15 protein-coding genes, 1 rRNA gene and 1 pseudogene are annotated in these 24,072 nt (G+C 69.5%); 14 read left to right on the top strand and 3 right to left on the bottom strand.

Translation table 11 applies throughout. From position 1 onward, the window contains the following. Nucleotides 1-181: 181 nt before the first annotated feature. The 3 genes from AB0761_RS13060 (at nt 182) to mycP (ending at nt 2,245) form a co-directional block, all read left to right on the top strand. Nucleotides 182-493: a WXG100 family type VII secretion target gene (locus AB0761_RS13060; protein ID WP_377269150.1), complete on the top strand. Its 312-nt coding sequence runs from the start codon at nt 182-184 to the stop codon at nt 491-493. Nucleotides 494-571: 78 nt separating this feature from the next. Beyond that, nucleotides 572-865 carry a WXG100 family type VII secretion target gene (locus tag AB0761_RS13055; RefSeq protein ID WP_377269149.1) on the top strand — a complete coding sequence of 98 codons (294 nt, stop codon included), beginning with the start codon at nt 572-574 and terminating at the stop codon, nt 863-865. Nucleotides 866-970: 105 nt separating this feature from the next. Then, a complete protein-coding gene (gene mycP, locus AB0761_RS13050; protein ID WP_377269148.1) occupies nt 971-2,245 on the top strand; it encodes a type VII secretion-associated serine protease mycosin in 1,275 nt (424 codons plus the stop codon). 122 nt (nt 2,246-2,367) lie between these two features. On the opposite strand, the gene AB0761_RS13045 is transcribed toward mycP, so the two are convergent. Both AB0761_RS13045 and eccCa read right to left on the bottom strand, forming a co-directional pair. Beyond that, complete coding sequence (locus AB0761_RS13045) at nt 2,368-3,786, bottom strand: APC family permease (protein WP_377269147.1); 1,419 nt, start codon at nt 3,784-3,786, stop codon at nt 2,368-2,370. Nucleotides 3,787-4,303: 517 nt separating this feature from the next. Beyond that, entirely contained in the window at nt 4,304-8,251 is a 3,948-nt protein-coding gene (gene eccCa, locus AB0761_RS13040) for a type VII secretion protein EccCa (protein WP_377274067.1), read from the bottom strand. 611 nt (nt 8,252-8,862) lie between these two features. Here eccCa and eccD point away from each other — a divergent pair. The 6 genes from eccD to AB0761_RS13010 all read left to right on the top strand — a co-directional run bounded on the left by eccD (nt 8,863) and on the right by AB0761_RS13010 (nt 16,172). Then, on the top strand, nt 8,863-10,329 hold the full coding sequence (gene eccD / locus AB0761_RS13035) for a type VII secretion integral membrane protein EccD (protein ID WP_377269146.1): 1,467 nt from the start codon (nt 8,863-8,865) through the stop codon (nt 10,327-10,329). 219 nt (nt 10,330-10,548) lie between these two features. Then, nucleotides 10,549-10,839 carry a 30S ribosomal protein S15 gene (rpsO, locus tag AB0761_RS13030; protein WP_377269145.1) on the top strand — a complete coding sequence of 97 codons (291 nt, stop codon included), beginning with the start codon at nt 10,549-10,551 and terminating at the stop codon, nt 10,837-10,839. 432 nt (nt 10,840-11,271) lie between these two features. Then, nucleotides 11,272-13,476, top strand: coding sequence for a polyribonucleotide nucleotidyltransferase (locus AB0761_RS13025; protein WP_377269144.1), 2,205 nt, complete (start codon nt 11,272-11,274; stop codon nt 13,474-13,476). Between the two features lie 99 nt (nt 13,477-13,575). Beyond that, complete coding sequence (locus tag AB0761_RS13020; RefSeq protein ID WP_377269143.1) at nt 13,576-14,934, top strand: M16 family metallopeptidase; 1,359 nt, start codon at nt 13,576-13,578, stop codon at nt 14,932-14,934. A gap of 34 nt (nt 14,935-14,968) precedes the next feature. Next, complete coding sequence (gene dapB / locus AB0761_RS13015; protein ID WP_377269142.1) at nt 14,969-15,724, top strand: 4-hydroxy-tetrahydrodipicolinate reductase; 756 nt, start codon at nt 14,969-14,971, stop codon at nt 15,722-15,724. A 7-nt stretch (nt 15,725-15,731) separates the two neighbouring features. Continuing rightward, nucleotides 15,732-16,172 (top strand): hypothetical protein, encoded by a 441-nt coding sequence (locus AB0761_RS13010; protein ID WP_377269141.1) that lies wholly within the window; start codon nt 15,732-15,734, stop codon nt 16,170-16,172. 150 nt (nt 16,173-16,322) lie between these two features. Here the strand turns inward: AB0761_RS13010 and AB0761_RS13005 are convergent, their stop codons facing one another. Then, nucleotides 16,323-16,931 (bottom strand): GNAT family N-acetyltransferase, encoded by a 609-nt coding sequence (locus tag AB0761_RS13005; protein WP_377269140.1) that lies wholly within the window; start codon nt 16,929-16,931, stop codon nt 16,323-16,325. 141 nt (nt 16,932-17,072) lie between these two features. Here AB0761_RS13005 and AB0761_RS13000 point away from each other — a divergent pair. The 5 genes and pseudogenes from AB0761_RS13000 to AB0761_RS12980 all read left to right on the top strand — a co-directional run. After that, nucleotides 17,073-17,357: pseudogene (locus AB0761_RS13000) on the top strand (FAD-dependent thymidylate synthase); the annotation flags it as partial. 96 nt (nt 17,358-17,453) lie between these two features. After that, nucleotides 17,454-18,716 (top strand): FAD-dependent thymidylate synthase, encoded by a 1,263-nt coding sequence (thyX, locus tag AB0761_RS12995; protein WP_377274065.1) that lies wholly within the window; start codon nt 17,454-17,456, stop codon nt 18,714-18,716. A 281-nt stretch (nt 18,717-18,997) separates the two neighbouring features. After that, a complete protein-coding gene (gene dapA, locus AB0761_RS12990; protein WP_377269139.1) occupies nt 18,998-19,897 on the top strand; it encodes a 4-hydroxy-tetrahydrodipicolinate synthase in 900 nt (299 codons plus the stop codon). Between the two features lie 221 nt (nt 19,898-20,118). Then, nucleotides 20,119-21,804: a ribonuclease J gene (locus AB0761_RS12985; RefSeq protein WP_377269138.1), complete on the top strand. Its 1,686-nt coding sequence runs from the start codon at nt 20,119-20,121 to the stop codon at nt 21,802-21,804. Between the two features lie 612 nt (nt 21,805-22,416). Next, nucleotides 22,417-23,932, top strand: a 16S ribosomal RNA gene (locus AB0761_RS12980). Nucleotides 23,933-24,072: the final 140 nt, after the last annotated feature.

The following is a 24,072-nucleotide window of genomic DNA, read 5'->3' as shown; positions in this document are numbered from 1 at the left end:
GGGCATTTGCCGAGGTCGCGATGTGGCCCGGATGTCATGGTCCGGTAACCGTCCTCGGGGTGGTGTTGGGGGCATGGGCGCCGAGGGCTAGAGTGCTTCTGGACATCACGTCGTGATGTTGTCCGGGGGCCGTGGATCAGGCCGCTCGGCCAAGTCATCTGTCTCATGGGGGACGTGGAACATGTCGGGTCAGTTCAGGACTACCGCCGAGGAGATGCGCGCGTTCTCCGGCCGCATCGCCGAGGTCAACTCGTCCATCCAGCAGGAGCTCAGCCGCCTCAACAGCCTGGTCAGCTCTGTCACCTCCGGCTGGCAGGGTCAGGCCGCCACCGCCTACCACCAGCTCCAGGAGCGGTGGAACGAGGACGCGACCAAGCTGAACCGGGTGCTGGACGAGATCAAGCAGGCGATCGACGCCACCACGCAGCAGTACTCCGCGACTGAAGAGGACCAGCGTTCGTCGGTCAGCAACATCACCCAAAGCTTCGGCTGACGGACCGCCGCACTTCGCTGACCCCCGGGCTCGCAGGCTGCGGGCCTCGAAGATCCTCTTGTTACTAGGAGAGACGTCATGTCCGACGGTCACATTCTCGTCAATTTCGGCACCATCCAGAACGCCGGCTCCGAGGTCCGCTCCACCGCGGGCCGCATCCAGCAGCAGCTGGACGACCTCAAGGCGGGCGTGCAGCGCATCGCTGCCAGCTGGGAGGGCAAGGCCCAGGAGGGTTACCAGGCCCGCCAGCAGCAGTGGGACAGCTCCGCCGCGGACCTGCACCAGGTGCTGAACCAGATCGCCGGTGCGCTGGACAACGCGGCCCAGAGCTACCAGCAGACCGAGAACAAGAACGCCCAGATCTGGGGCTGACGGCACCACGTGCGTCAGGGGCGGGCGTCCGACGACGCCCGCCCCTGACGGCTGTGTGCAGCCGCCGACAACGACGAGGACCTGCGCGAAAGAGGGGCAGTACAGGTGCCGTTGAGCAAGCAGAGGGTGCGCCGCCGCGCCGTGCGGTCGGCGGTCTCGTCCGCGGCCGCACTGGGCGTCCTGGCCGGTGTCGCGGCAGCCCCGGCGGCGGCCGCCGCCGGGGACGGTGCCCGTCGGTCCCCGTTGACCCTCGCGGCGACCGGTGAGTGCAACTTCCCGTCCGACAACGTGGCCGCGGTCCCCTGGGCGCTCCAGCGGGTCGTCCTCGATCAGCTGTGGAGCCACGGCATCACCGGCAAGGGTGTCACCGTCGCGGTGATCGACACCGGTGTGGACGCGGTCAACCCGCAGCTTCGGGGCAAGGTCGTCGGGGGCCCGGTGGAGCTCATCGACCCGCAGACCAAGAAGGCGGCGCAGGGCGGTTCCACGCTCGACCCGGTGGGCCACGGCACCAAGGTCGCCGGGATCATCGCCGCCCGCCCCAGCGCGGCCACCGGCTTCGTCGGTCTGGCGCCGGACGCGAAGATCTACTCCGTCCGGCAGAACGACAGCGAGGGCAGCGGCCAGGTCGACAAGCTGGTCGACGCCATCAATGCGGCGGTCAAGGCCGGCGTCCAGGTGATCAACATCTCCCAGGATGTGCGCGGCACCTCGCCCACGGGGGGATTCACCGACGAGGCCCAGCTGCATGTGGCCATCCAGGATGCCGTCCAGCACGGCATCGTGGTGGTGGCGTCGTCCGGCAACGACGGCAAGGAGGGCGCCACGTTCCCCGCGGCGTACCCCGAGGTCATCGCCGTCGGCGCCTCCGACCGCAACAATGAGCGGGCCGCCTTCTCCGAGTACGGCTCCTTTGTGGATGTCGCCGCACCGGGTGTGGACATGCTCTCCACCGTGCCGGGCGGCGGCCAGTGCGTGGACAACGGCACCAGCTTCTCCAGCCCGTATGTCGCGGGGGTCGCCGCACTGCTCAAGCAGAAGTACCCCCAGTGGTCCCCGGCGCAGATCGCGGCCCGGATCGAGCAGACCGCGCAGCGCAACCAGCGCGACCGTGACGACTTCATCGGCTGGGGCGTGGTCGACCCGGTGAAGGCGGTCACCTCGGACGCGCCGCCGGAGTCCGCAGCCGTACCGGAGCCGCCCACCGCACTGGCGGGTGCCCCGCTGGTGGCCCAGCAGCTCACCCTGGGGGAGACCCAGGCCGACCGGAACCGTCGCACCGCCACGTATGTGCTCGGCGCGGGCCTGGTCGTGGTGCTGCTGATCAGCGGCGGGTCGGTGGTGCTGCGCGACCACCGCCGCCGGCGCTCCGGGGTCTGATCCCGGCACAGGCACCGCGGCACAACGGCCGGCGGACGGCACGACACACGGCGGAGGCCGGGACCCCTCAGGGTCCCGGCCTCCGCCGTCGTTCCCGCTGTCCGCCGGGTGGTCCGCCCGGCTCAGACCTGCTCGTCCTCGGGGAGGGTGATCACCCAGTGGGTCTGCTGCCGCGGCCGCAGATAGAACGCCCAGTAGAGCGCGGCGACGGCCACGATCCCTCCGGTCACCAGCAGATCCTGGACCGTCTGCTGCCACAGCACATAGGCCAGCACCACGATCAGCAGGACCGGGATGGCCGGCCACAGCGGCATGCGCCAAGCGGGAGTGTTCTGGTGCCGCTTGTGGCGGGCGAACAGCGCGGCCACGGCGACCAGGATGTACATCCCGGTGACGGCGACACCGGTGATACCGCTCAGGTCCTCCACGGGCACGTAGCACAGGACGGCGCCGGGCACGCCGACAGCCAGGGTGGCGACCCAGGGGGAGCCGAACCGGCCGATGGTGGAGAAGGCCCGGTTGACCGGCTCCGGCCAGGCCCGGTCACGGGCGGAGGCGAAGAGCACCCGGGAGTTCTGGATCACCATCACGATGCCCGCGTTGATGATCGCCAGCGCTATGCAGAGGCTGATGAAGGTGCCCACCGCGGAGCTGCTCCACGCGGTGACCATACCGGCGATGTCCCCGGCGGCCAGCGCCTTCAGATCGGGGGCGCCCACGGTGATGGCCGCGACCGGGACCAGGATCACCGCGGAGGAGATCGCCAGCGTCCACAGCACCGTGCGGGCGACGTTGCGCCGCGGGTTCTCCAGCTCCTCGGAGAGGTAGACCGCGGTGCTGAAGCCCTGGGTGACGAAGAGCGCGATGGCCAGACCGGTGACGATGGTGCTGATGGAGACCGCGGTGGTGGCACTGCCGGAGCCGGCGGTGACGCCGTGCAGCAGGCTGGAGGCGCCGCGCTCGCTGTGGGCGAAGCCCAGCACGGCCACCACGGCGGAGGCGATGACCTCGAGCACCAGGAAGATGCCGGTGATCCAGGCGTTGGCACGTAGGTCCAGCAGTCCGGCCAGCGTTGCCAGCAGCATCACGGCGGCGCCCGCCAGGGGGGTGCTGATGTGCACGATCGGCGCCAGATAGTCGGCAGTGCCCAGGGCGATGATGGGCGGCACGATCATGACCACGATCAGCGACAGGATGAAGACCACCCAGCCGGTCAGGCGCCCCGCGAGGGTGCCGACCATCGCGTACTCCCCGCCGGCGCTGGGGATCAGGGTGCCCAGCTCCGAGTAGCAGAAGGCGACCGCGATACAGAGCACGGAGCCGATGCCGATGGTGAGGGCGGTGGCGGTGCCGAGGCTTGCGAAGAGGTCCGGCACGATCACAAAGAGGGACGAGGCGGGGGTGACGCAGGAGAGCGTCAGCAGGGTGCCGCCCACGACTCCGATGGAGCGGGTGAGCTTCTTGGTGCCGCCTGCCGCCGCCGCGGTGGGCTGCGCGTCCGCGGAGGCGCCTGCGCGCGGCGGGTGGATCGTGTCGGTCATGCGGGTTCCGATCAGGTCGCGGGGCCTTCGGGGAGCGGTATCGCCTCCGGTGCTCGGCGTGGGTCTCGAATGGGTCGCTCCCTGGCCGAATGAAACCTTTGACGAATCCTTGACGTCAAGGTCCACTTGGCAACGAAATCCGCATGCAAGTGAGCGATCGACCGAGGATCTGATGGGTGGTCATACTTATTGTGATGTATGTCCCAATTGCGATTATCCTTTGATTCAATGAGATGCATGCCACATCTCTTGTGAATGCAAGGTTTCTAAGCGGTGGCGACTTGTGAACCAAGAGGTCGACGCGAGGGCTCCGGCCCGGCGGCCGCGCCGGCCCGGCGAGTGCGGGAACCGCAGCAGCCCCCCGCCCCCCAGGTGAAAGCGTTACGAATCCGACTCCCGCACCCACCCCCCGTCCAGGGTCCGAGACGCCGTCCGCGACCACCCCGGCTCATGGCAGAGGGCCTGGGCAGGCGCACAGCGCCTGCCCAGGCCCTCCTCGGCCCGTCCGCGGATCCTGTCAGTGCGAGGGCAGCCAGCCCGTCTGCACCATCTGGCCGGAGCCGATCCGGCGGGAGACGAAGACGCCCCGGCCCGGCGGCAGCGGCTGCGGCTTCACGGTGCCCAGCAGCGCTCCCTCGTCCTTGTTGCCGGCGAGCACCACACCCTGCGCGCCCAGCTCCTTCATCCGCTGCATCACCGGCTCGAACATCGCCCGGCCGGCACCACCGGCACTACGGGAGATGATCACCCTCAGGCCGATGTCACGGGCGAAGGGCAGGAACTCCACCAGCGGCTGCAGCGGGTTGCCCGAGGAGGTGGCGACCAGTTCGTAGTCGTCGACGATCACGAACATGTCCTTGCCGGTGTACCAGTTGCGCGCCCGCAGCTGCTCCGGGGTGACGTCCGGGCCGGGCAGGCGGCGGGCGCAGGAGCCCCGCAGCAGCTCCACGATCTGCTGGAGAGCGGGCTGCGCCGCGGAGTACTCCACCAGGTGGCTCTGCGGCACGGTGCCCAGCAGCGCGCGCCGGTAGTCGGCGACCACGATGCCGGCCTGCTCCGGGGTGTAGCGCTCGGTGATCTGCTTGATCAGCATCCGCAGCACCGAGGACTTGCCCGACTCGCTCTCGCCGAAGACCACGAACAGCGGGTCGGTGTCGAAGTTGACGAAGACCGGCGACAGCTCGATCTCGTCCACACCGAAGGCCACACCGCGGTCGGGGAACTCGAAGCCCTTGGGCAGCTGCTCGGCCGGCAGCACGGTGGGCAGCATCCGCACCTGCGGGGCGCGAGGGCCGGTCCAGGCCGCTTCGACGGACTGCACCAGATGTGCGACGCCGTCCTGCAGGTCCTCCACCGAGAAGGAGCCGTCCAGCCGCGGCAGACCGCCGAGGAAGTGCAGCTTCTCGGGGGTGAGACCGCGGCCGGGCGCGCCGGCCGGGACGTTCTGGGCGACCTTGCGGTCGATCTCGGACTCCATGGAGTCACCGAGCTTGAGCTCGATCCGGTTCTGCAGCAGATCCTTCAGCGCCGGACGCACCTCGGCATACCGGGAGGCGGTGAGCACCAGGTGGATGCCGTAGCCGAGACCGCGCTGGGCGATGTCCGCGACCACCGGCTCCAGCAGCTCGAACTCCTGCTTGAAGGTGAGCCAGCCGTCGATCATCAGGAAGACGTCGCCGAACTGCTCCCCCGGCAGCGCCCCCTGGGCCCGCCGGGTGCGGTAGGTGCCGATGGAGTCGATGCCCTGGGCGCGGAAGAGCTCCTCGCGCCGGTTGAGCACCCCGTGCACCTCACTGACCATCCGGCGCACCTTCTCGGCGTCCAGCCGGCCGGCGACACCGCCGACGTGCGGCAGCCCCTCCAGGCCCATCATGCCGCCGCCGCCGAAGTCCAGGCAGTAGAACTGCACCTCGGCGGGGGTGTGGGTGAGGCCGAAGCCGGCGACCATGGTCCGCATCAGCGTCGACTTGCCGGACCGCGGACCGCCGACCACCATGCCGTGGCCCGCCGCACCGGAGAAGTCCTGGTACATCACATCACGGCGCTGCTCGAACGGCTTGTCCACGATGCCGACCGGCACCACCAGGCGGCTCAGCGCCCCGTACTCGGGGGCGGTCAGCCCGCGGTCGGCGGTGGTCTGCAGCGGCGGCAGCAGCTGGTCCAGGCTGGGCGCCTCGTCCAGCGGCGGCAGCCACACCTGGTGCGCCGCCGGGCCCTGGCCGATCATCCGCTGCACGATCACATCGAGCACCGTGTCGACCAGCGCGTCGTCCTCCCGCTGCGGCTCCGGCTCGCTCTCGGTCACCTGGGTCTCGATCACCGGGACCTCGGCCGCGGTGAAGAGCACCGGCTGCCGGCTGGAGACCCGGCCGGTGGAGCGCACCTGCCCGGCCGGGCGGTACGGGCCGGAGACATAGGCCGCCTTGAAGCGGTCCATCACATCGGTGCCGAACTTGAGGTAGCCCACACCCGGCACCGGCGGCAGGTGGTACGCGTCCGGCACACCCAGCGCCGCCCGCGACTCCGCCGCGGAGAAGGTCCGCAGACCGATCCGGTACGAGAGGTAGGTGTCCAGGCCGCGCAGCCGGCCCTCCTCCAGACGCTGCGAGGCCAGCAGCAGGTGCACACCGAGCGAGCGGCCGATCCGGCCGATCTGGATGAACATCTCGATGAAGTCGGGCTTGGCGGTCAGCAGTTCGCTGAACTCGTCGATGATCAGTACCAGCGACGGCAGCGGGTCGAGCGCCGCTCCGGCCGCCCGGGCGCGCTCGTACTCATTGAGGTTGGCGTAGTTGCCGGCGGAGCGCAGCAGCTCCTGGCGGCGGTTGAGCTCACCGGTGATCGCGTCGCGCATCCGGTCGACCAGGGTGAGTTCCTCCGCCAGGTTGGTGATCACCGCGGAGGTGTGCGGCATCTCCGCCATGCCGGCGAAGGTCGCACCACCCTTGAAGTCGGCCAGCACGAAGTTGAGGACCTCGGAGGAGTGGGTCATCGCCAGACCCAGCACCAGGGTGCGCAGCAGCTCCGACTTGCCGGAACCGGTGGCGCCGACGCACAGGCCGTGCGGGCCCATGCCCTCCAGCGCGGCCTCCTTGATGTCCAGCATCACCGGCTCGCCGTTGGCGCCCAGGCCGATCGGGACCCGCAGCTTCTCGTGCGAGGCACGCGGCCGCCAGGTGCGGGAGATGTCGATGGACCCGGCGTCGCCGACGCCCATCAGATCGGTGAAGTCCAGGTTGGACAGCAGCGGCTCGTCGTCGCCGCCCGCCGAGATCCGGTACGGGGCCAGCTGACGGGCCAGCGCCTCGGACTGCCAGGCGGACAGGGTGTCCGGGGTGCCGCTGTACGCGGCGCCCGACGCGGACTGCAGCAGCAGCTCATCCGGGTTCACCGTGATCACCAGGGAGCCCGACAGCTCGTCCAGGTCGCCGGGGACCACCTCGATGATGGTGACGCCCTGCAGGCCCTCCGCACCCGCCAGCACCGAGTCGTGCGGCACGGCGGCGCCGTCCACCACCACCACGACATGCGGCTGGTCGGGGCTGGGCACGGAGTCGCGGTGGAAGCGCGGCCGGCCGGACAGCTCCTCGTCCAGCAGCTCCTCCAGCTCGCCGAGGCCGGCGGCGATCAGCCGGCGGCTGCCCGCGCCGTCGCTCTCCTTGCGGTGCTGGGTGTGGGGCAGCCACTTCGCCCACTCCCACTCCTCCACGGAGCCGGGGGCCGCGGCGATGCCGACCATCAGGTCGTCCGGGGAGTGAAGGGTCGTCAGCTGGGCGACCATCGCCCGCACGGTGCCGTACACGGTGTCCGGGTCGCCGCAGACGGTGATGTGGTAGAAGGCGCGCAGCGAGACCGCGAGCGGCAGCTCCTGAAGGGTGCCGTGGGAGGACAGGAAGGTCCGCATCGCCTCGGCGGTCAGCGGCTCCAACTCGTCCATGGGAGCCGTCTGCGGTGCCACCAGCGGGGTGGCCAGCTGCTGCGGGCCGCGTCCCAGCCGGATCTGTGCGAAGTCCGGGTCGTTGGTGCGCCGCTCCCACAGCCGCCGCCCCTCGGCGACGATCGACCACAACTGGTCGGGCTCCGGGTGCAGATAGAGCTGGGCGCCGCGCTGCTTCTCCGCGGTGCGGCGCACCTGGCGGCGCATCTGGGCCAGGTACTTGAGGTAGTCGCGGCGCTCGTCCGACATCGCGGAGCCGCCGCCCTTGCGGGCCCTGACCATCTGGGCCACCGCCATGCCCGCGGTGGAGGCCACCATCAGGATGCCCATGATCTTCATGGTCCCGCCGGCGTTGGGCATGAAGAAGAACGCCGCGGAGCCGCCCATGCCGAGCAGGGGCAGCAGGTTCATCATCCAGTCGTCATTGCCGTTGCGGGGCAGCTCCGGCGGCGACTCCAACTGCACCGGCTCGTCCGGCACGGGGGGCGGATACGCCCTCGCCGGCCGCTTGACGGTCACCACGCTCACTCGGCACCAGCCCTCACGCACGCTGTCGATCGTGTCGCTTCGTCGATTGGCCGAACAGGCCGGCAACCGCACAGCGGTGCGTACCCGGTCGGTCCGGGGCGAGAGCCCCCGTGGCCCCCTCCACCGACCGCAGGGGCTCAGGGGTCCGGCGTGGCCGCCCCCGCGCACCCTGCGCAGGGGCCGATCCTACTGGTACCTGACAAGGGTCCCGGAACCCCCGTCCCCGACTGGATTCCCACTGACGGTACGTCGGCCGCCCGTCGAGGGGATCTCCGGGCGTCCGCACACCCCCGGAACGATCCCGCTGCGCACTGCCGTCCGCCGCCCCGGCGGGCTCACGCCGACCGGCCGGAGCGGCGCTCCGTCAACTGCGCCGGTATGTACGGGTGCTGGCCGCCCATCGGCCGTCCATCGGCCGCCCGCCGGTCGGGCACCGGCCCCGGGAGCGGGCCGCCCCGGATGCGGGGCGCGCGGTGCCGCACCGCGTTCGGTAGGGTGTCCGCGCGCCGGTCTTGCCAGGACGCGGTCATCACCCGGCGGGGCGGGCGCGATGGGCAGTGGGCCGACCAGGTCCCGTACAGATCCCGCACACAAAACAAGGGGGAGAACCGGTGAGCGCGAGCGCAACGACCGGATTCTGCCGGGTCACCGTCGTCGCCCCGGACAGCCGGATCGACGTCGCACTACCGGAGGACGTGCCGCTCGCGGACGTCTATCCGGAGGTGCTGCGGCTGTCCGGCCAGACCCAGCACGAGGGGGCGCCGACCGGGTTCCACCTGGTGCGCCGTGACGGCACCGTGCTCGACAGCGGACTGCCGCTGGCAGCCCAGCAGGTGCGCGACGGCGATCTGCTGTCGCTGCGTCCGTTCGCCGAGTCGCTGCCGCCCGCGGTCTACGACGACGTGGCGGACGCCATCGCCACCGCGGTGGAGGCGGACCGGCGCTTCTGGGGACCCGAGCTGATGCGCACCTCCGGCCTGACCGGCGCGGTGCTGCTGCTCACCCTGATGGGCTTCGCCCTCTGGTTCTCCGACCTGCTGCACGACATGCACAGCCTTCCCGGCGTCCTCGCCGGGGTCACCGCGGTGGTGCTGGTCGCCTTCGCCGGGGTCAGGGCCCGGGTCTACGCCGACCACAACGCGGCGCTGGCGCTCGGCCTGGCCGCGCTGCCGCACGCGCTGATCGCCGGCTCCGGCATCATGCCGGTCGACCACCCCGGATCCCTGATCGGCGGCGGCCCCGGCCGGCTGCAGTTCCTGGTGGCCTGTGTCACCGTGCTGGTGGTCTCGGTGCTCCTGGTGGGCCTGCTGCCGGAGAAGGACTCGGTCTTCGTCGGTTCCGCCTTCGTGGCCGGCGCCGGAACCTTCGCCACCTTCGCCGCGGTGGCGATGGAGCACACCTCCGCCAGCGAGATCGCCGCCGTCACCGGCGCCGCCGCGGTCGCCGTGATCGGCTTCCTGCCCGCCCTCTCCTCCCGCTTCGCCCGCCTGCCCGTGGGCTTCCACGCGCCGGGCCAGACCGCCGGCCGTGAGCGGACCGGGGACCCGGTCGCCGACCGCGAGGCGCTGGAGTACGAGCGGATCGCCGCCCAGGCGCGGCGCGGCCACGAGGTGCTGGTCGGCCTGGTGGGCGGCAGCGCCGCGGTGGTCGTCGGAGCCTGCACCGTGCTCGGCTTCAGCAACGGGATGTGGCCCGAGGTGCTCGCCCTGGTGCTCGGCGTGGCCACCATGCTCCGCGCCCGCCTCTTCCGCTACTCCGCGCAGGTCTTCTGCCTGGTGGTGGCAGGGCTGGTGAGCCTTGCCCTGCTGATCCTCGGGTTGGCGCTGCACACCCCGGAGTTCATCCTCTCGGTGCAGGCCGGTCCCGAGGCCGACATCCGCACCGTCTGGCTCTCGGCCGCCATCATCGCCGGTGCCGCCGTCCTGGTGGCCGTCGCCCTGGTCGTGCCGCGACTGGGTGTGTCCCCCTTCTGGGGCCGGGTGCTGGACCTGGTCGACAGCCTGGTGCTGGTCTCCCTGGTGCCGCTCACCCTCGCGGTGCTGGACATCTACGCGTCCGTCCGGGGCCTCACCAGCTGACCCGCCCCGCAGCTCCCCCCGGTGCCCGCCGACCAGCCGGTCGGCGGGCACTGGTACGCTTGGTCACTGATCGTGCTGCATCCTGCCCGGAACCGGCAGCGGGGCACTTCGGTCGATGCACCACGCCCCACCGCACGACACCCATGCACCAAGCCGAGTTCCGCAAGGCGCCTGTGAAGAAGACCAGGACCACTCGGCCCACCACTCGAAGGAGTTGCTGTGGCTCTCGACGCCGCTGTCAAGAAGCAGATCATGTCCGAGTTCGGCACCAAGGAGGGCGACACCGGCTCCCCCGAGGTCCAGGTCGCGATGCTCACCCGTCGGATCTCCGACCTGACCGAGCACCTCAAGATGCACAAGCACGACCACCACTCGCGTCGGGGTCTGCTGCTCCTGGTCGGCCAGCGCCGCCGCCTGCTGCAGTACCTGGCCAAGAAGGACATCGAGCGCTTCCGTACGCTCGTCGACCGCCTGGGCATCCGCCGCGGTGCCGCCGGCGGCGCCAAGTAGGACACCGCCAGGGGGCGGCTCCCTTCGAGGGAAGCCGCCCCCTCGCGCATCCCGGGCCGGGAGGCCCGGCGAGGCGCACCGCACCAAGCCGGAGTTGCCGGTCCGCAAGCGTGGCAAAGGCCCCGTTTGTAGGGTGTGGATTTGTAGGGTGAAGGGAACGCCCCGAGGTGGCGCCGCACAGGGCGCCGACGGGAATTCCCGACACCATGCGGGCTTGCAGGCCTCAAACGGAGGCCGCCCGCACCCAGGGGAGCGTCCACCACGCGACCGCCGACTCGGTGCCACCAGGCGCCGGTCCTCGGTAGTGGCCGCCGGGCGGCACAAGCCGCAGCCCGGAGGCTTCGATCGAAGACCGGCCCGTCCGGGGCCGGAGCGGAGCACTGCGCAGGGACGCTCCACCAGGGACGTTCGCATAAAGAGGAGATCTTCCTGGTGGAAGAGAACGTGCACTACGCCGAAGCCGTCATCGACAATGGCTCCTTCGGCACCCGTACCATCCGCTTCGAGACGGGCCGTCTGGCCCGTCAGGCCGCCGGCTCGGCCGTCGCGTACCTCGACGACGAGACCATGGTCCTGTCGGCGACCACCGCCTCGAAGCAGCCCAAGGAGCACTTCGACTTCTTCCCGCTCACGGTGGACGTCGAGGAGCGGATGTACGCCGCCGGGCGGATCCCCGGCTCCTTCTTCCGGCGTGAGGGCCGCCCCTCCGAGGACGCCATCCTCACCTGCCGGCTGATCGACCGCCCGCTGCGCCCGTCCTTCGTCAAGGGCCTGCGCAACGAGATCCAGGTCGTCTGCACCGTCATGGCGCTGGACCCGACCCACCTGTACGACGTGGTCGCGATCAACGCCGCCTCCGCCTCCACCCAGCTGGCGGGTCTGCCGTTCTCCGGCCCGATCGGCGGCGTCCGCGTCGCGCTGATCAAGGGCCAGTGGGTCGCCTTCCCGACCCACCCGGAGCTCGAGGAGGCCGTCTTCGACATGGTCGTGGCCGGCCGTGTCCTGGACGACGGCGACGTCGCGATCATGATGGTCGAGGCCGAGGCCACCGACAAGACCATCAAGCTGGTCGAGGGCGGCGCCGAGGCGCCGACCGAGGAGATCGTGGCGGCGGGCCTGGAGGCCTCCAAGCCGTTCATCAAGGTCCTCTGCAAGGCCCAGTCGGACCTCGCCGCCCGGGCCGCCAAGCCCACCGGTGAGTTCCCGGTCTTCCTGGACTACCAGGACGACGTCCTGGAGGCGCTCACCGCCGCCGTCCGCGACGAGCTGGCCCAGGCCCTCACCATCGCCGGCAAGCAGGCCCGCGAGGCCGAGCTGGACCGCGTCAAGGCGCTGGCCGGCGAGAAGCTGCTGCCCGAGTTCGAGGGCCGCGAGAAGGAGATCTCCGCCGCGTACCGCGCGCTGACCAAGAAGCTGGTCCGCGAGCGCGTCATCAAGGAGAAGGTCCGCATCGACGGCCGCGGTGTCACCGACATCCGCACCCTGGCCGCCGAGGTCGAGGCCATCCCGCGGGTCCACGGCTCCGCCCTCTTCGAGCGCGGCGAGACCCAGATCCTCGGCGTCACCACGCTGAACATGCTCCGCATGGAGCAGCAGCTGGACACCCTGGCGCCGGAGACCCGCAAGCGCTACATGCACAACTACAACTTCCCCCCGTACTCCGTGGGCGAGACCGGCCGCGTGGGCTCCCCCAAGCGCCGCGAGATCGGCCACGGCGCGCTGGCGGAGCGGGCGATCCTGCCCGTGCTGCCCACGCGCGAGGAGTTCCCCTACGCGATCCGCCAGGTCTCCGAGGCGCTGGGCTCCAACGGCTCCACCTCGATGGGCTCGGTCTGCGCCTCCACCATGTCGCTGCTGAACGCCGGTGTGCCGCTGAAGGCCCCCGTCGCCGGTATCGCCATGGGCCTGATCTCCCAGGAGATCGACGGCGAGACCCACTATGTGACGCTGACCGACATCCTCGGTGCCGAGGACGCCTTCGGCGACATGGACTTCAAGGTCGCCGGCACCCGGAAGTTCGTCACCGCGCTGCAGCTGGACACCAAGCTCGACGGCATCCCCGCCTCGGTGCTGGCCGCCGCGCTCAAGCAGGCCCGCGAGGCCCGGCTGCACATCCTGGACGTCATGGGCGAGGCCATCGACACCCCGGACGAGATGTCGCCGAACGCGCCGCGGATCATCACCATCAAGATCCCGGTGGACAAGATCGGTGAGGTCATCGGCCCCAAGGGCAAGATGATCAACCAGATCCAGGAGGACACCGGCGCGGACATCACCATCGAGGACGACGGCACCATCTACATCGGTGCGGTCGACGGTCCCTCGGCGGAGGCTGCCCGTACGACGATCAACCAGATCGCCAACCCGACCATGCCGGAGGTCGGCGAGCGCTACCTGGGCACCGTGGTCAAGACCACGACGTTCGGCGCGTTCGTGTCGCTGATGCCGGGCAAGGACGGCCTGCTGCACATCTCGCAGCTGCGCAAGCTCTCCGGCGGCAAGCGCGTGGAGAACGTCGAGGACGTCGTCCAGGTCGGCGCCAAGGTCCAGGTCGAGATCGCCGAGATCGACCCCCGTGGCAAGCTCTCCCTCATCCCCGTCATCGAGGGCGAGGGCGACGAGGCCGCCGACTCCTGACCGGCCCGGGCTCAGCCCGACCCACGGCCCGCCCCTCCCGTCCCGTACGGGAGGGGCGGGCCGCACCCTGTACCCCCCACTGCTCCTGGAGGTCCCACCGTGGCTCAGGTCTCGGCGGCGCATCAGCGCCCCGGTACGACCCGCACTCTGCTCAAGGGGGTGGACGGCGCCGGAACCGTACGCCGCACCGTGCTCCCGGGCGGACTGCGCATCGTCACCGAGACTCTGCCGACGGTGCGCTCCGCCACCTTCGGCATCTGGGTGGGGGTGGGGTCGCGCGACGAGACTCCCGTCCTCAACGGGGCCACCCACTACCTGGAGCACCTGCTCTTCAAGGGCACCGAGCGGCGCAGCGCCCTGGACATCTCCTCCGCGCTGGACGCGGTCGGCGGCGAGATGAACGCCTTCACCGCCAAGGAGAACACCTGCTACTACGCACGGGTCCTCGACAGCGACCTGCCGCTGGCCATCGACGTGGTCTGCGACATGCTCACCGGGTCGCTCATCCGCGAGGAGGACGTCGACGCCGAGCGCGGTGTCATCCTCGAGGAGATCGCCATGACCGAGGACGACCCCGGCGATGTCGTCCATGACCTCTTCTCACAGGTCATGTACGGCAACTCACCGCTCGGCCGCCCCGTGCTCGGCACCGTCGGGACCATCAACGCCCTCACCCGCGACCAGATCGCCGGCTTCTACCACCGCCGCTACCGGCCGGAGAACCTGGTGGTCGCCGCCGCGGGCAACATCGACCACACCAAGGTCGTCCGCCAGGTCCAGCGCGCCTTCCAGGCCGCGGACGCCCTGGGCCGCGAGGACACCCGCCCCTCCGAGCCCCGCGGCGGCAGCCGCATCCTGCGCACCGCCGGCCGTGTCGAGGTGCTCAACCGCCCCACCGAGCAGGCGCACCTGGTCCTCGGCCTGCCGGGCGTCGCCCGGCGCGACGAGCGCCGCTGGGCGCTGGGAGTGCTCAACTCCGCCCTCGGCGGCGGCATGAGCTCCCGGCTCTTCCAGGAGGTCCGGGAGAAGCGCGGCCTGGCCTACTCGGTCTACTCGTACTCCTCCTCCTACGCGGACAGCGGCATGTTCGGCATCTACGCCGGCTGCCAGCCCAAGCGGGTCGAGGAGGTGCTGAAGATCTGCCGCGAGGAACTGGAGCGGGTCGCCGAGCACGGCATCACCGAGGAGGAGCTGCACCGCTCCATCGGCCAGATCGCCGGCTCCACCGTGCTGGGCATGGAGGACACGGGCTCGCTGATGAACAAGATCGGCAAGGCCGAGCTCTGCTACGGCACCCATCTGTCGGTCGACGAACTCCTCGGGAAGATCCGCGCGGTGACGATCGACGACGTACGCGAGATCGCCCATGACGTCCTGGGAGCGCACCGCCCCTCCCTCGCCGTAATAGGACCGGTGGGCGACAAGCGCGCCGCCAGGCTCACCGAAGCGGTCGCCTGACCGCCGTACCGCACCGGCTGAAAGGAAGCACCCTATGACCGCGCCCCTGCGAGTGGCCGTCCTCGGAGCGAAGGGCCGCATCGGCTCCGAGGCCTGCCGGGCCGTCGAGGCCGCCGACGACCTGGAGCTGGTCGCCGCCCTCGACCGTGACGACAAGCTCGACGCACTGGTGGAGACCGGAGCCCAGGTCGCCGTGGACCTGACCCACCCCGACGCGGTGATGGGCAATCTGGAGTTCTGCGTCTCCCAGGGCATCCACGCGGTCGTCGGCACCACCGGCTGGACCGAGGAGCGGCTCGCCTCGCTGCGCGGCCGGCTCGCCGCCTCGCCCGCCACCGGAGTGCTGATCGCCCCCAACTTCTCCATCGGCGCGGTCCTCACCATGCGCTTCGCGGAGCAGGCCGCCCGCTTCTTCGAGTCGGTCGAGGTGGTGGAGCTGCACCACAACCGCAAGGCGGACGCCCCCAGCGGCACCGCCACCCGCACCGCCCAGCTGATCGCCGCCGCCCGCGACCGGGCCGGCGTCGCCCCCCAGCAGGACCCCACCACCCACGCCCTGGAGGGCGCCCGCGGCGCCACCGTGGACGGGGTGCCCGTCCACTCCATCCGGCTGCGCGGACTCCTGGCCCACCAGGAGGTGCTCTTCGGCGACCTCGGCGAGACCTTGACGATCCGTCATGACTCGCTGCACCACAGCTGCTTCATGCCCGGCATCCTGCTGGGCGTGCGCAGGATCCCCACCGCTCCGGGCCTCACCGTGGGTCTGGAGCACTTCATGGACCTGGACTGAGCCCATCATGAAGTCCCGCACCGGATTCTTCCTCCTGGCCGCCCTACTGCTCTTCGTCTTCGGAGTGGTGGTCTTCGAGGGCGTCCAGCTGATCGCCACCGGCAAGCCCGCAGGCATCGGCATCGGCGTCTGCGCCATGGTCATCCCGGCCATCGGCGTCTGGTTCCTCTGGCACACCGTGCAGTTCGGCCGCCGCAGTGAGGCCATGGCGCGGGAGTTGGAGGCCGAAGGCGGACTGCCCGTCGACGAGCTGGTGCGCACCCCGGGCGGCCGGATCGACCGGGCCTCCGCCGATGCCGTCTTCGCCCGCCGCCAGGCACAGGCGGAGGAGTCGCCCGGCGACTGGCGGGTCTGGTTCCGGCTCGCCGTCGCCTATGCGGACGCCGGGGACACCCCCCGCGCCCGCAAGACCATGCAGCACGCCATCCGGCTCCACACGGCCTCCTAACGCCGCCCCCGCGCCCGCGCTCCGTGCCGTCAGGCTGACCGAGCCGGTACGGGCGCCTGGGGAACGGGCGAGGCGTGGGCGCACGGCGCCGGGCCGGCCCTCCATGGAGGTGACCGGCCCGGTGCCGTACGCCGCTGCCCAGGACAAGCCCTAGCAGCCCACCTGCGCCGCGATCCCCTGGAGAGCCCCCGGCTGACCCGCCACGGGGGCGTCCAGCGCCGCCCGGTACTGCAGCTCGGGCAGCCGGGCGCCGCCGAGCCGCAGCAGAGTGCGGGAACCCGTCGGCCGCAGCCCATGGCGTTCGTAGAAGGCACGTGCCCGGGCGTTCTCCTCCAGCACCCAGAGCACCATCGACGGATACCCGTCAGCGGTCAGCCGCCGCCGGGCCTCGCCCAGCAGGAGCGCTCCCACCCCGGTCGACCAGACCTCCGGATGGGCGTAGAGGGCGTAGAGCTCACCGGGGCGCTCGTCCTCGGCGGGGAGCGGCAGCGCAGGCCGCGCAGCACCGCACACCGCGAAGGCCGCCACCCGCCCGCCGCGCACCGCCACCAGGTGGTGCCGGTCCCCCGGTCGCTCCCGGAAATGCCTTAAGGCCCTGGTCAGAGCCTCCGGGCCGACATCCATCGCCCCGAGGTAGGCGGGCGGCACAATGCCCCGGTACGCCGCACGCCATCCGGCGGTACGCACCCGCAGCACCTCTGCCATGTCCTCCGGACGGGTGTCACGGACCACAGCAGGGCCGTAGGTCTCCGCGGTCATCTCTGCCTCCCGGGCTCGCGGATCTGCCAAACCGTGCCGAAGAGGATACGAACCCCGGCTGCAGGTGGTTCGCCCGGGTTCGGTCCCGGCGCGGGATACGCTGGGCGCCGCCCAGACCCCCGCCCCGAGGAGGACCCACCCGTGACCGACGAAGCAGCCCAGGAACCCCGCTTCCGCGACGATGTGACCGTCGAGCTGGTGCGGCACGCCGCCCGCGACAGCGACGTCCTCTGGGCCGCCCGCGTCTCCACGGCCGGCGAGCAGTCGCTGGAGGAGCTCCAGAAGGACCCGGAGCGCTCCAAGGGCCTGATCAACTACCTGATGCGCGACCGCCACGGCACGCCCTTCGAGCACAACTCGATGACCTTCTTCGTCAGCGCGCCGATCTTTGTCTTCCGGGAGTTCCACCGCCATCGCAGCGGCTGGTGCCTCGCGGGCGACACCGAGATCACGCTGGAGAGCGAGGGGGGCCACTTGGCTCGCCGGACCATCAAGGAGCTCTACCAGCTCTGGCACCACGGGGTGGAAGACCGCCTGCCGGTGTCCACAGGAGGCGTCACCTGGCACGCGAAGGCGGGCAAGTGGCGCGCCCAGGTACGTCAGCGGGGTGAGAACCATCACTTGGGCGTGTACACGGCGCGCGAGGACGCGGAGCGGGCTGTCGAGAATTTCCGTGAGGAGAATCCCAGTACTCGCCTCCGCAAGCTCGACTCGGTCCGGCGCAACCATGTCAGGTGTTACGACGAGCGCACTCTGATTGCTCAGCGCGCACAGATCCTCGACGTCATGGAATCAGGGGTCAAGCAGCTGCTCAAGCTGACGACAGCCTCCGGCAAGGCTCTCCGCTGCAGCAAGGACCACGCGGTCTTCACCCCCGACGGCTGGCGCAAGGCGGGAGAGCTCCAGGCAGGGGACCACGTCATGGTCGCGGGCACCGCCCCGCGGCCGAGCGAGGCGCTTGTGCCCCCGAGCCTCCGGCGCGGCATCGGCGTGTGGACCTCGATGCAACGCAAACGACTCATCAAGGAGCAGGATGCCTGCTACCTCTGCTCGCACATGTTCCCGCGCGACGAGCTGGAGCTGGACCACGTCGTACCGGTGGCGATGGATCTGCTGAAGGCGCTCGACGAGCGGAACCTCGCCCCAGCCTGCAAGAACTGCCACGACATGAAGAGCGCCACCGAGCAGGGCATGGGCAAGCGGGGCGGAAAGATCGCAGTCGCCAAGTCGGACGTCGTTCTCAACATCGAGGACGACGGCGAGGAGATGACCTACGACCTCTCCGTTGCCGGGCCGTGGCACAACTTCCTGGCCGACGGAGTGGTGGTGCACAACTCGTACAACGAGGAGAGCGGCCGCTACCGCGAGCTCCAGCCGGTCTTCTATGTGCCCGGCGAGGAGCGCAAGCTCGTCCAGCAGGGCCGTCCGGGCAAGTACGAGTTCGTCGCGGGCACCCCGGAGCAGCACAAGACCGTGGGTGCGGCGATGGAGGAGTCCTACCGCCGCTCGTACGAGGCCTACCAGGAGATGCTGGCGGCCGGCGTGGCCCGCGAGGTCGCCCGGGCCGTGCTGCCGGTGGGCCTGTTCAGCTCGATGTACGCGACCTGCAACGCCCGCTCGCTGATGCACTTCCTCTCGCTGCGGACCAAGGACGAGCGCGCCAAGGTGCCCTCCTTCCCGCAGCGCGAGATCGAGATGGTGGCCGAGCGCATGGAGCAGCAGTGGGCCGAGCTGATGCCGCTCACCCATGCGGCCTTCAATGCGCACGGCCGTGTCGCCCCCTGACCTGCGGCGGACGCCGAGCATGTACCCAGTCGGGTATGTCCGGATTGCGGCCTACCCACCCCGTACCTACGCTCAAATCACGGATTCCGGTGTCGGCTGAACCCCCGAGCAGGCGGCACCGGAATCCCCGTGGGCAGCCGGTTTTCCCGTAGTTCTTGCGGCGGCCGAGGAGGGTTCCATGGAACCCTCCGGCCTCCGCCCATCACTGGCAGCCCGGGCGCGGCCCGTGGCAGCCACCCGCCCCGGGCGCTGCCCGGTCCGCTACGAGTAGCGTGGGAACCATGGCTCCGACCTCCACCCCTGAGACCCCCTTCGGCCGGGTCCTGACCGCGATGGTGACCCCGTTCACCGTCGACGGCAGCCTTGATCTCGACGGCGCGCAGCGGCTCGCCGTCCACCTCGTCGACGCAGGCAACGACGGCCTGGTCGTCAACGGCACCACCGGCGAGTCGCCGACCACCTCCGACGCCGAGAAGGCCCGACTGGTGAGCGCCGTGGTGGAGGCCGTCGGCGACCGCGCCCATGTCGTGGCGGGCGTCGGCACCAATGACACCCACCACAGCATCGAGCTTGCCCGCCAGGCGGAGACCGCGGGCGCCCACGGCCTGCTCACCGTCACCCCGTACTACAGCAAGCCGCCGCAGGAGGGCCTGGTCCGCCACTTCACCGCGATCGCCGATGCGACCGGTCTGCCGGTGATGCTCTACGACATCCCCGGGCGCAGCGGGGTCCCGCTGGCGCTGGATACCCTGGTCCGGCTTGGTGAGCACCCCAGGATCGTCGCCAACAAGGACGCCAAGGGCGACCTTTCGGCCGCGAGTTGGGCCATCGCCCGCAGCGGCCTCGCCTGGTACTCGGGTGACGACATGCTCAATCTGCCGCTGCTGTCGGTCGGAGCCGTCGGCTTTGTGAGCGTGGTGGGCCATGTGGTCGCGGGTGAGCTGCGTGCCATGCTGGAGGCCTTCCTGGCGGGCGAGCACGGCAAGGCCATCGCCCTGCACCAGAGCCTGCTCCCCGTCTTCACCGGCATGTTCCGCACCCAGGGCGTGATCACCAGCAAGGCCGCGCTCAATCTGCAGGGCCTGCCCGCGGGACCGCTGCGCCTTCCGCTGGTCGACGCAACCGACGCAGAGATCGAACAGCTCAGGAAGGATCTCGCCGCAGGCGGGGTACACCTCTAGTCAGGAAGACCAAGACGTGCGCGCCCCGGCTCGCCGGTCCCCACCGTCCCGTACGGAGGTGACCGCCGCAGAACCGGACAAGGGGCGCAAGGCAGTGCACAGAGACCACCCCGGTCGGCGACGGCCGGGAAGCAACCGAAGGAACGAGACGATTCGCGCGCCATGTGCCGCTCGGGGAACAGGCCCCTGGGGCACGTGGCGCGCGTCGTGAGGAGAGACTTTTGAGCCATCCGCACCCGGAACTGGGCCCCCCGCCGAAGCTCCCCGACGGCGCACTGCGTGTGACGCCGCTGGGCGGTCTCGGTGAGATCGGCCGCAACATGACGGTATTCGAGTACGGCGGCCGGCTGCTGATCGTCGACTGCGGCGTGCTCTTCCCCGAGGACGAGCAGCCCGGCATCGACCTGATCCTCCCGGACTTCACCAGCATCCGGGACCGCCTCGACGCCATCGACGGCATCGTCCTCACCCATGGCCACGAGGACCACATCGGTGCGGTCCCCTTCCTGCTCAGGGAGAAGCCGGACATCCCGCTGATCGGCTCCAAGCTGACCCTGGCGCTGATCGAGGCCAAGCTCGCCGAGCACCGCATCCGGCCGTACACCCTCGAGGTCAAGGAGGGGCAGCGGGAGCGCATCGGCCCCTTCGACTGCGAGTTCATCGCGGTGAACCACTCCATCCCGGACGCCCTCGCGGTCGCCCTGCGCACCCCGGCCGGCCTAGCGGTCTGCACCGGTGACTTCAAGATGGACCAGCTTCCGCTGGACGGCCGGCTCACCGACCTGCCGGCCTTCGCCCGGCTGGCGGAGGAGGGCATCGACCTGCTGCTGGTGGACTCCACCAACGCCGAGGTCCCCGGCTTCATCCCGCACGAGCGGGACATCCTCCCGGTGCTGCGCCAGGTCTTCGACAAGGCCGACCGCCGCATCATCGTGGCCAGCTTCGCCAGCCATGTGCACCGTATCCAGCAGGTGCTGGACGCGGCCCATGAGTTCGGCCGGAAGGTGGCCTTCGTCGGACGCTCGATGGTCCGGAACATGGGCATCGCCCGTGATCTCGGCTATCTGCGGGTGCCCGGCGGACTGGTCGTGGACGTCAAGACGCTGGACGACCTCCCCGACGAGGACGTGGTGCTGATCTGCACCGGCTCCCAGGGCGAGCCCATGGCAGCGCTCTCCAGGATGGCCAACCGGGACCACCAGATCCGCATCGTCGAGGGCGACACGGTGGTGCTCGCCTCGTCGCTGATCCCCGGCAATGAGAATGCCGTCTACCGAGTGATCAACGGCCTGACCAGGTGGGGCGCCAATGTGGTCCACAAGGGCAACGCCAAGGTGCATGTCTCCGGCCACGCCTCGGCCGGTGAGCTGCTCTACTTCTTCAACATCTGCCGGCCGCGCAACCTGATGCCGGTCCACGGCGAGTGGCGCCATCTGCGCGCCGCGGCCAACCTGGGCCAGGCCACGGGCATCCCCAAGGAGCGGACCGTGATCGCCGAGGACGGCGTCGTGGTCGACCTGGTCAAGGGCGTCGCGCGGATCTCCGGCAAGGTCCAGGCCGGTTATGTCTATGTGGACGGCCTCTCGGTCGGCGACATCACCGAGACCTCCCTCAAGGATCGCCGGATCCTCGGCGACGAGGGCTTTGTCTCCGTCTTCGTGGTGGTGGACTCCACCACCGGCAAGGTCGTCGGCGGCCCGCACATCCAGGCCCGCGGCTCGGGCATCGAGGACGCGGCCTTCGGTCCCGTGGTGGCGAAGATCGAGGAGGCCCTGGGCCGGGCGGCACAGGACGGAGTCTCCGAACCGCGTCAGCTTCAGCAGCTGATCCGGCGGGCCATCGGCAAGTGGGTGTCGGACACCTACCGCCGGCGGCCGATGATTCTCCCGGTCGTGGTGGAGGTCTGACCGAGGGACGTCCGGTCGGGGCACACCCCGCCGGACCGGCCTGACCAGGCATGATGCCCGGGGTCGGCAGCGCTGCACAGACGCTGCCGGCCCCGGGCGCATTGGGGGAGCTCCGGGGGTTGACAGCCCCTGGAGGCATCAGTAAAGTTGCGAGAGCTGCCTGTAGAGGGAGCCGGGCGCACGGGACGTGCGGACGGGCCTCCGGGGAGCCGACTCCAGAGATAGACAGACCGATCCGGTGAATTCCGGAGCGGTTGGCTATCGCGGGCCGGGACGCGCGGAAAGACCATCGGAGAGATCTGATAGAGTCGGAAAGCGCCGAAAGGCCGAAGGAAATGCAGTGAGAAGCAGTGAAGAAGTAACCCCGCCAGCGGGGGTCGGAAAAGCGGTAAGCGGATCTGATAAGCTGGAGACACGAAGAAGGGAAGCGCCCGGAGGGGCCCGGAAGGGTTTCGATGGAAGCGTCCGTTCCTTGAGAACTCAACAGCGTGCCAAAATTCAACGCCAGATTTTTGAACCCTTTGGGTTCCTTTGAATGAAGTACAGCGAGGACGCTGTGCGCGGGTTCGGCTTATTCCGCCGGATGCCGTGCCGCTCTCGTGGATCTAAGCATTCACGGAGAGTTTGATCCTGGCTCAGGACGAACGCTGGCGGCGTGCTTAACACATGCAAGTCGAACGGTGAAGCCCTTCGGGGTGGATCAGTGGCGAACGGGTGAGTAACACGTGGGCAATCTGCCCTGCACTCTGGGACAACACCGGGAAACCGGTGCTAATACCGGATATGACGCACTCCTGCATGGGGGTGCGTGGAAAGCTCCGGCGGTGCAGGATGAGCCCGCGGCCTATCAGCTTGTTGGTGGGGTGATGGCCTACCAAGGCGACGACGGGTAGCCGGCCTGAGAGGGCGACCGGCCACACTGGGACTGAGACACGGCCCAGACTCCTACGGGAGGCAGCAGTGGGGAATATTGCACAATGGGCGAAAGCCTGATGCAGCGACGCCGCGTGAGGGATGACGGCCTTCGGGTTGTAAACCTCTTTCAGCAGGGAAGAAGCGCAAGTGACGGTACCTGCAGAAGAAGCACCGGCTAACTACGTGCCAGCAGCCGCGGTAATACGTAGGGTGCGAGCGTTGTCCGGAATTATTGGGCGTAAAGAGCTCGTAGGCGGCCTGTCGCGTCGGATGTGAAAGCCCGGGGCTTAACCCCGGGTCTGCATTCGATACGGGCAGGCTAGAGTTCGGTAGGGGAGATCGGAATTCCTGGTGTAGCGGTGAAATGCGCAGATATCAGGAGGAACACCGGTGGCGAAGGCGGATCTCTGGGCCGATACTGACGCTGAGGAGCGAAAGCGTGGGGAGCGAACAGGATTAGATACCCTGGTAGTCCACGCCGTAAACGTTGGGAACTAGGTGTGGGCGACATTCCACGTCGTCCGTGCCGCAGCTAACGCATTAAGTTCCCCGCCTGGGGAGTACGGCCGCAAGGCTAAAACTCAAAGGAATTGACGGGGGCCCGCACAAGCGGCGGAGCATGTGGCTTAATTCGACGCAACGCGAAGAACCTTACCAAGGCTTGACATACGCCGGAAAACCGTAGAGATACGGTCCCCCTTGTGGTCGGTGTACAGGTGGTGCATGGTTGTCGTCAGCTCGTGTCGTGAGATGTTGGGTTAAGTCCCGCAACGAGCGCAACCCTTGTTCTGTGTTGCCAGCGAGTAATGTCGGGGACTCACAGGAGACTGCCGGGGTCAACTCGGAGGAAGGTGGGGACGACGTCAAATCATCATGCCCCTTATGTCTTGGGCTGCACACGTGCTACAATGGTCGGTACAATGGGCTGCGATACCGCGAGGTGGAGCGAATCCCAAAAAGCCGGCCTCAGTTCGGATTGGGGTCTGCAACTCGACCCCATGAAGTCGGAGTCGCTAGTAATCGCAGATCAGCATGCTGCGGTGAATACGTTCCCGGGCCTTGTACACACCGCCCGTCACGTCACGAAAGTCGGTAACACCCGAAGCCGGTGGCCCAACCCTTGTGGGGGGAGCCGTCGAAGGTGGGACCAGCGATTGGGACGAAGTCGTAACAAGGTAGCCGTACCGGAAGGTGCGGCTGGATCACCTCCTTTCTAAGGAGCATATGGCCAGCTCGGGGCGAATGTCCTCGTGTGGTTGCTCATGGGTGGAACGTTGAATATTCGGCCGGTCCTCACTGTGGGGCTGTTAGTACTGCGCTTCGGCGTGTGGAACGCGGTTTTCGGGGTGGGGG

The organism is Peterkaempfera podocarpi, assembly GCF_042466665.1.
GTDB classification, from domain to species: domain Bacteria; phylum Actinomycetota; class Actinomycetes; order Streptomycetales; family Streptomycetaceae; genus Peterkaempfera; species Peterkaempfera podocarpi.
Note: the sequence above shows the minus strand (reverse complement) of the source record. Positions and strands in the feature narration are given on the sequence as shown.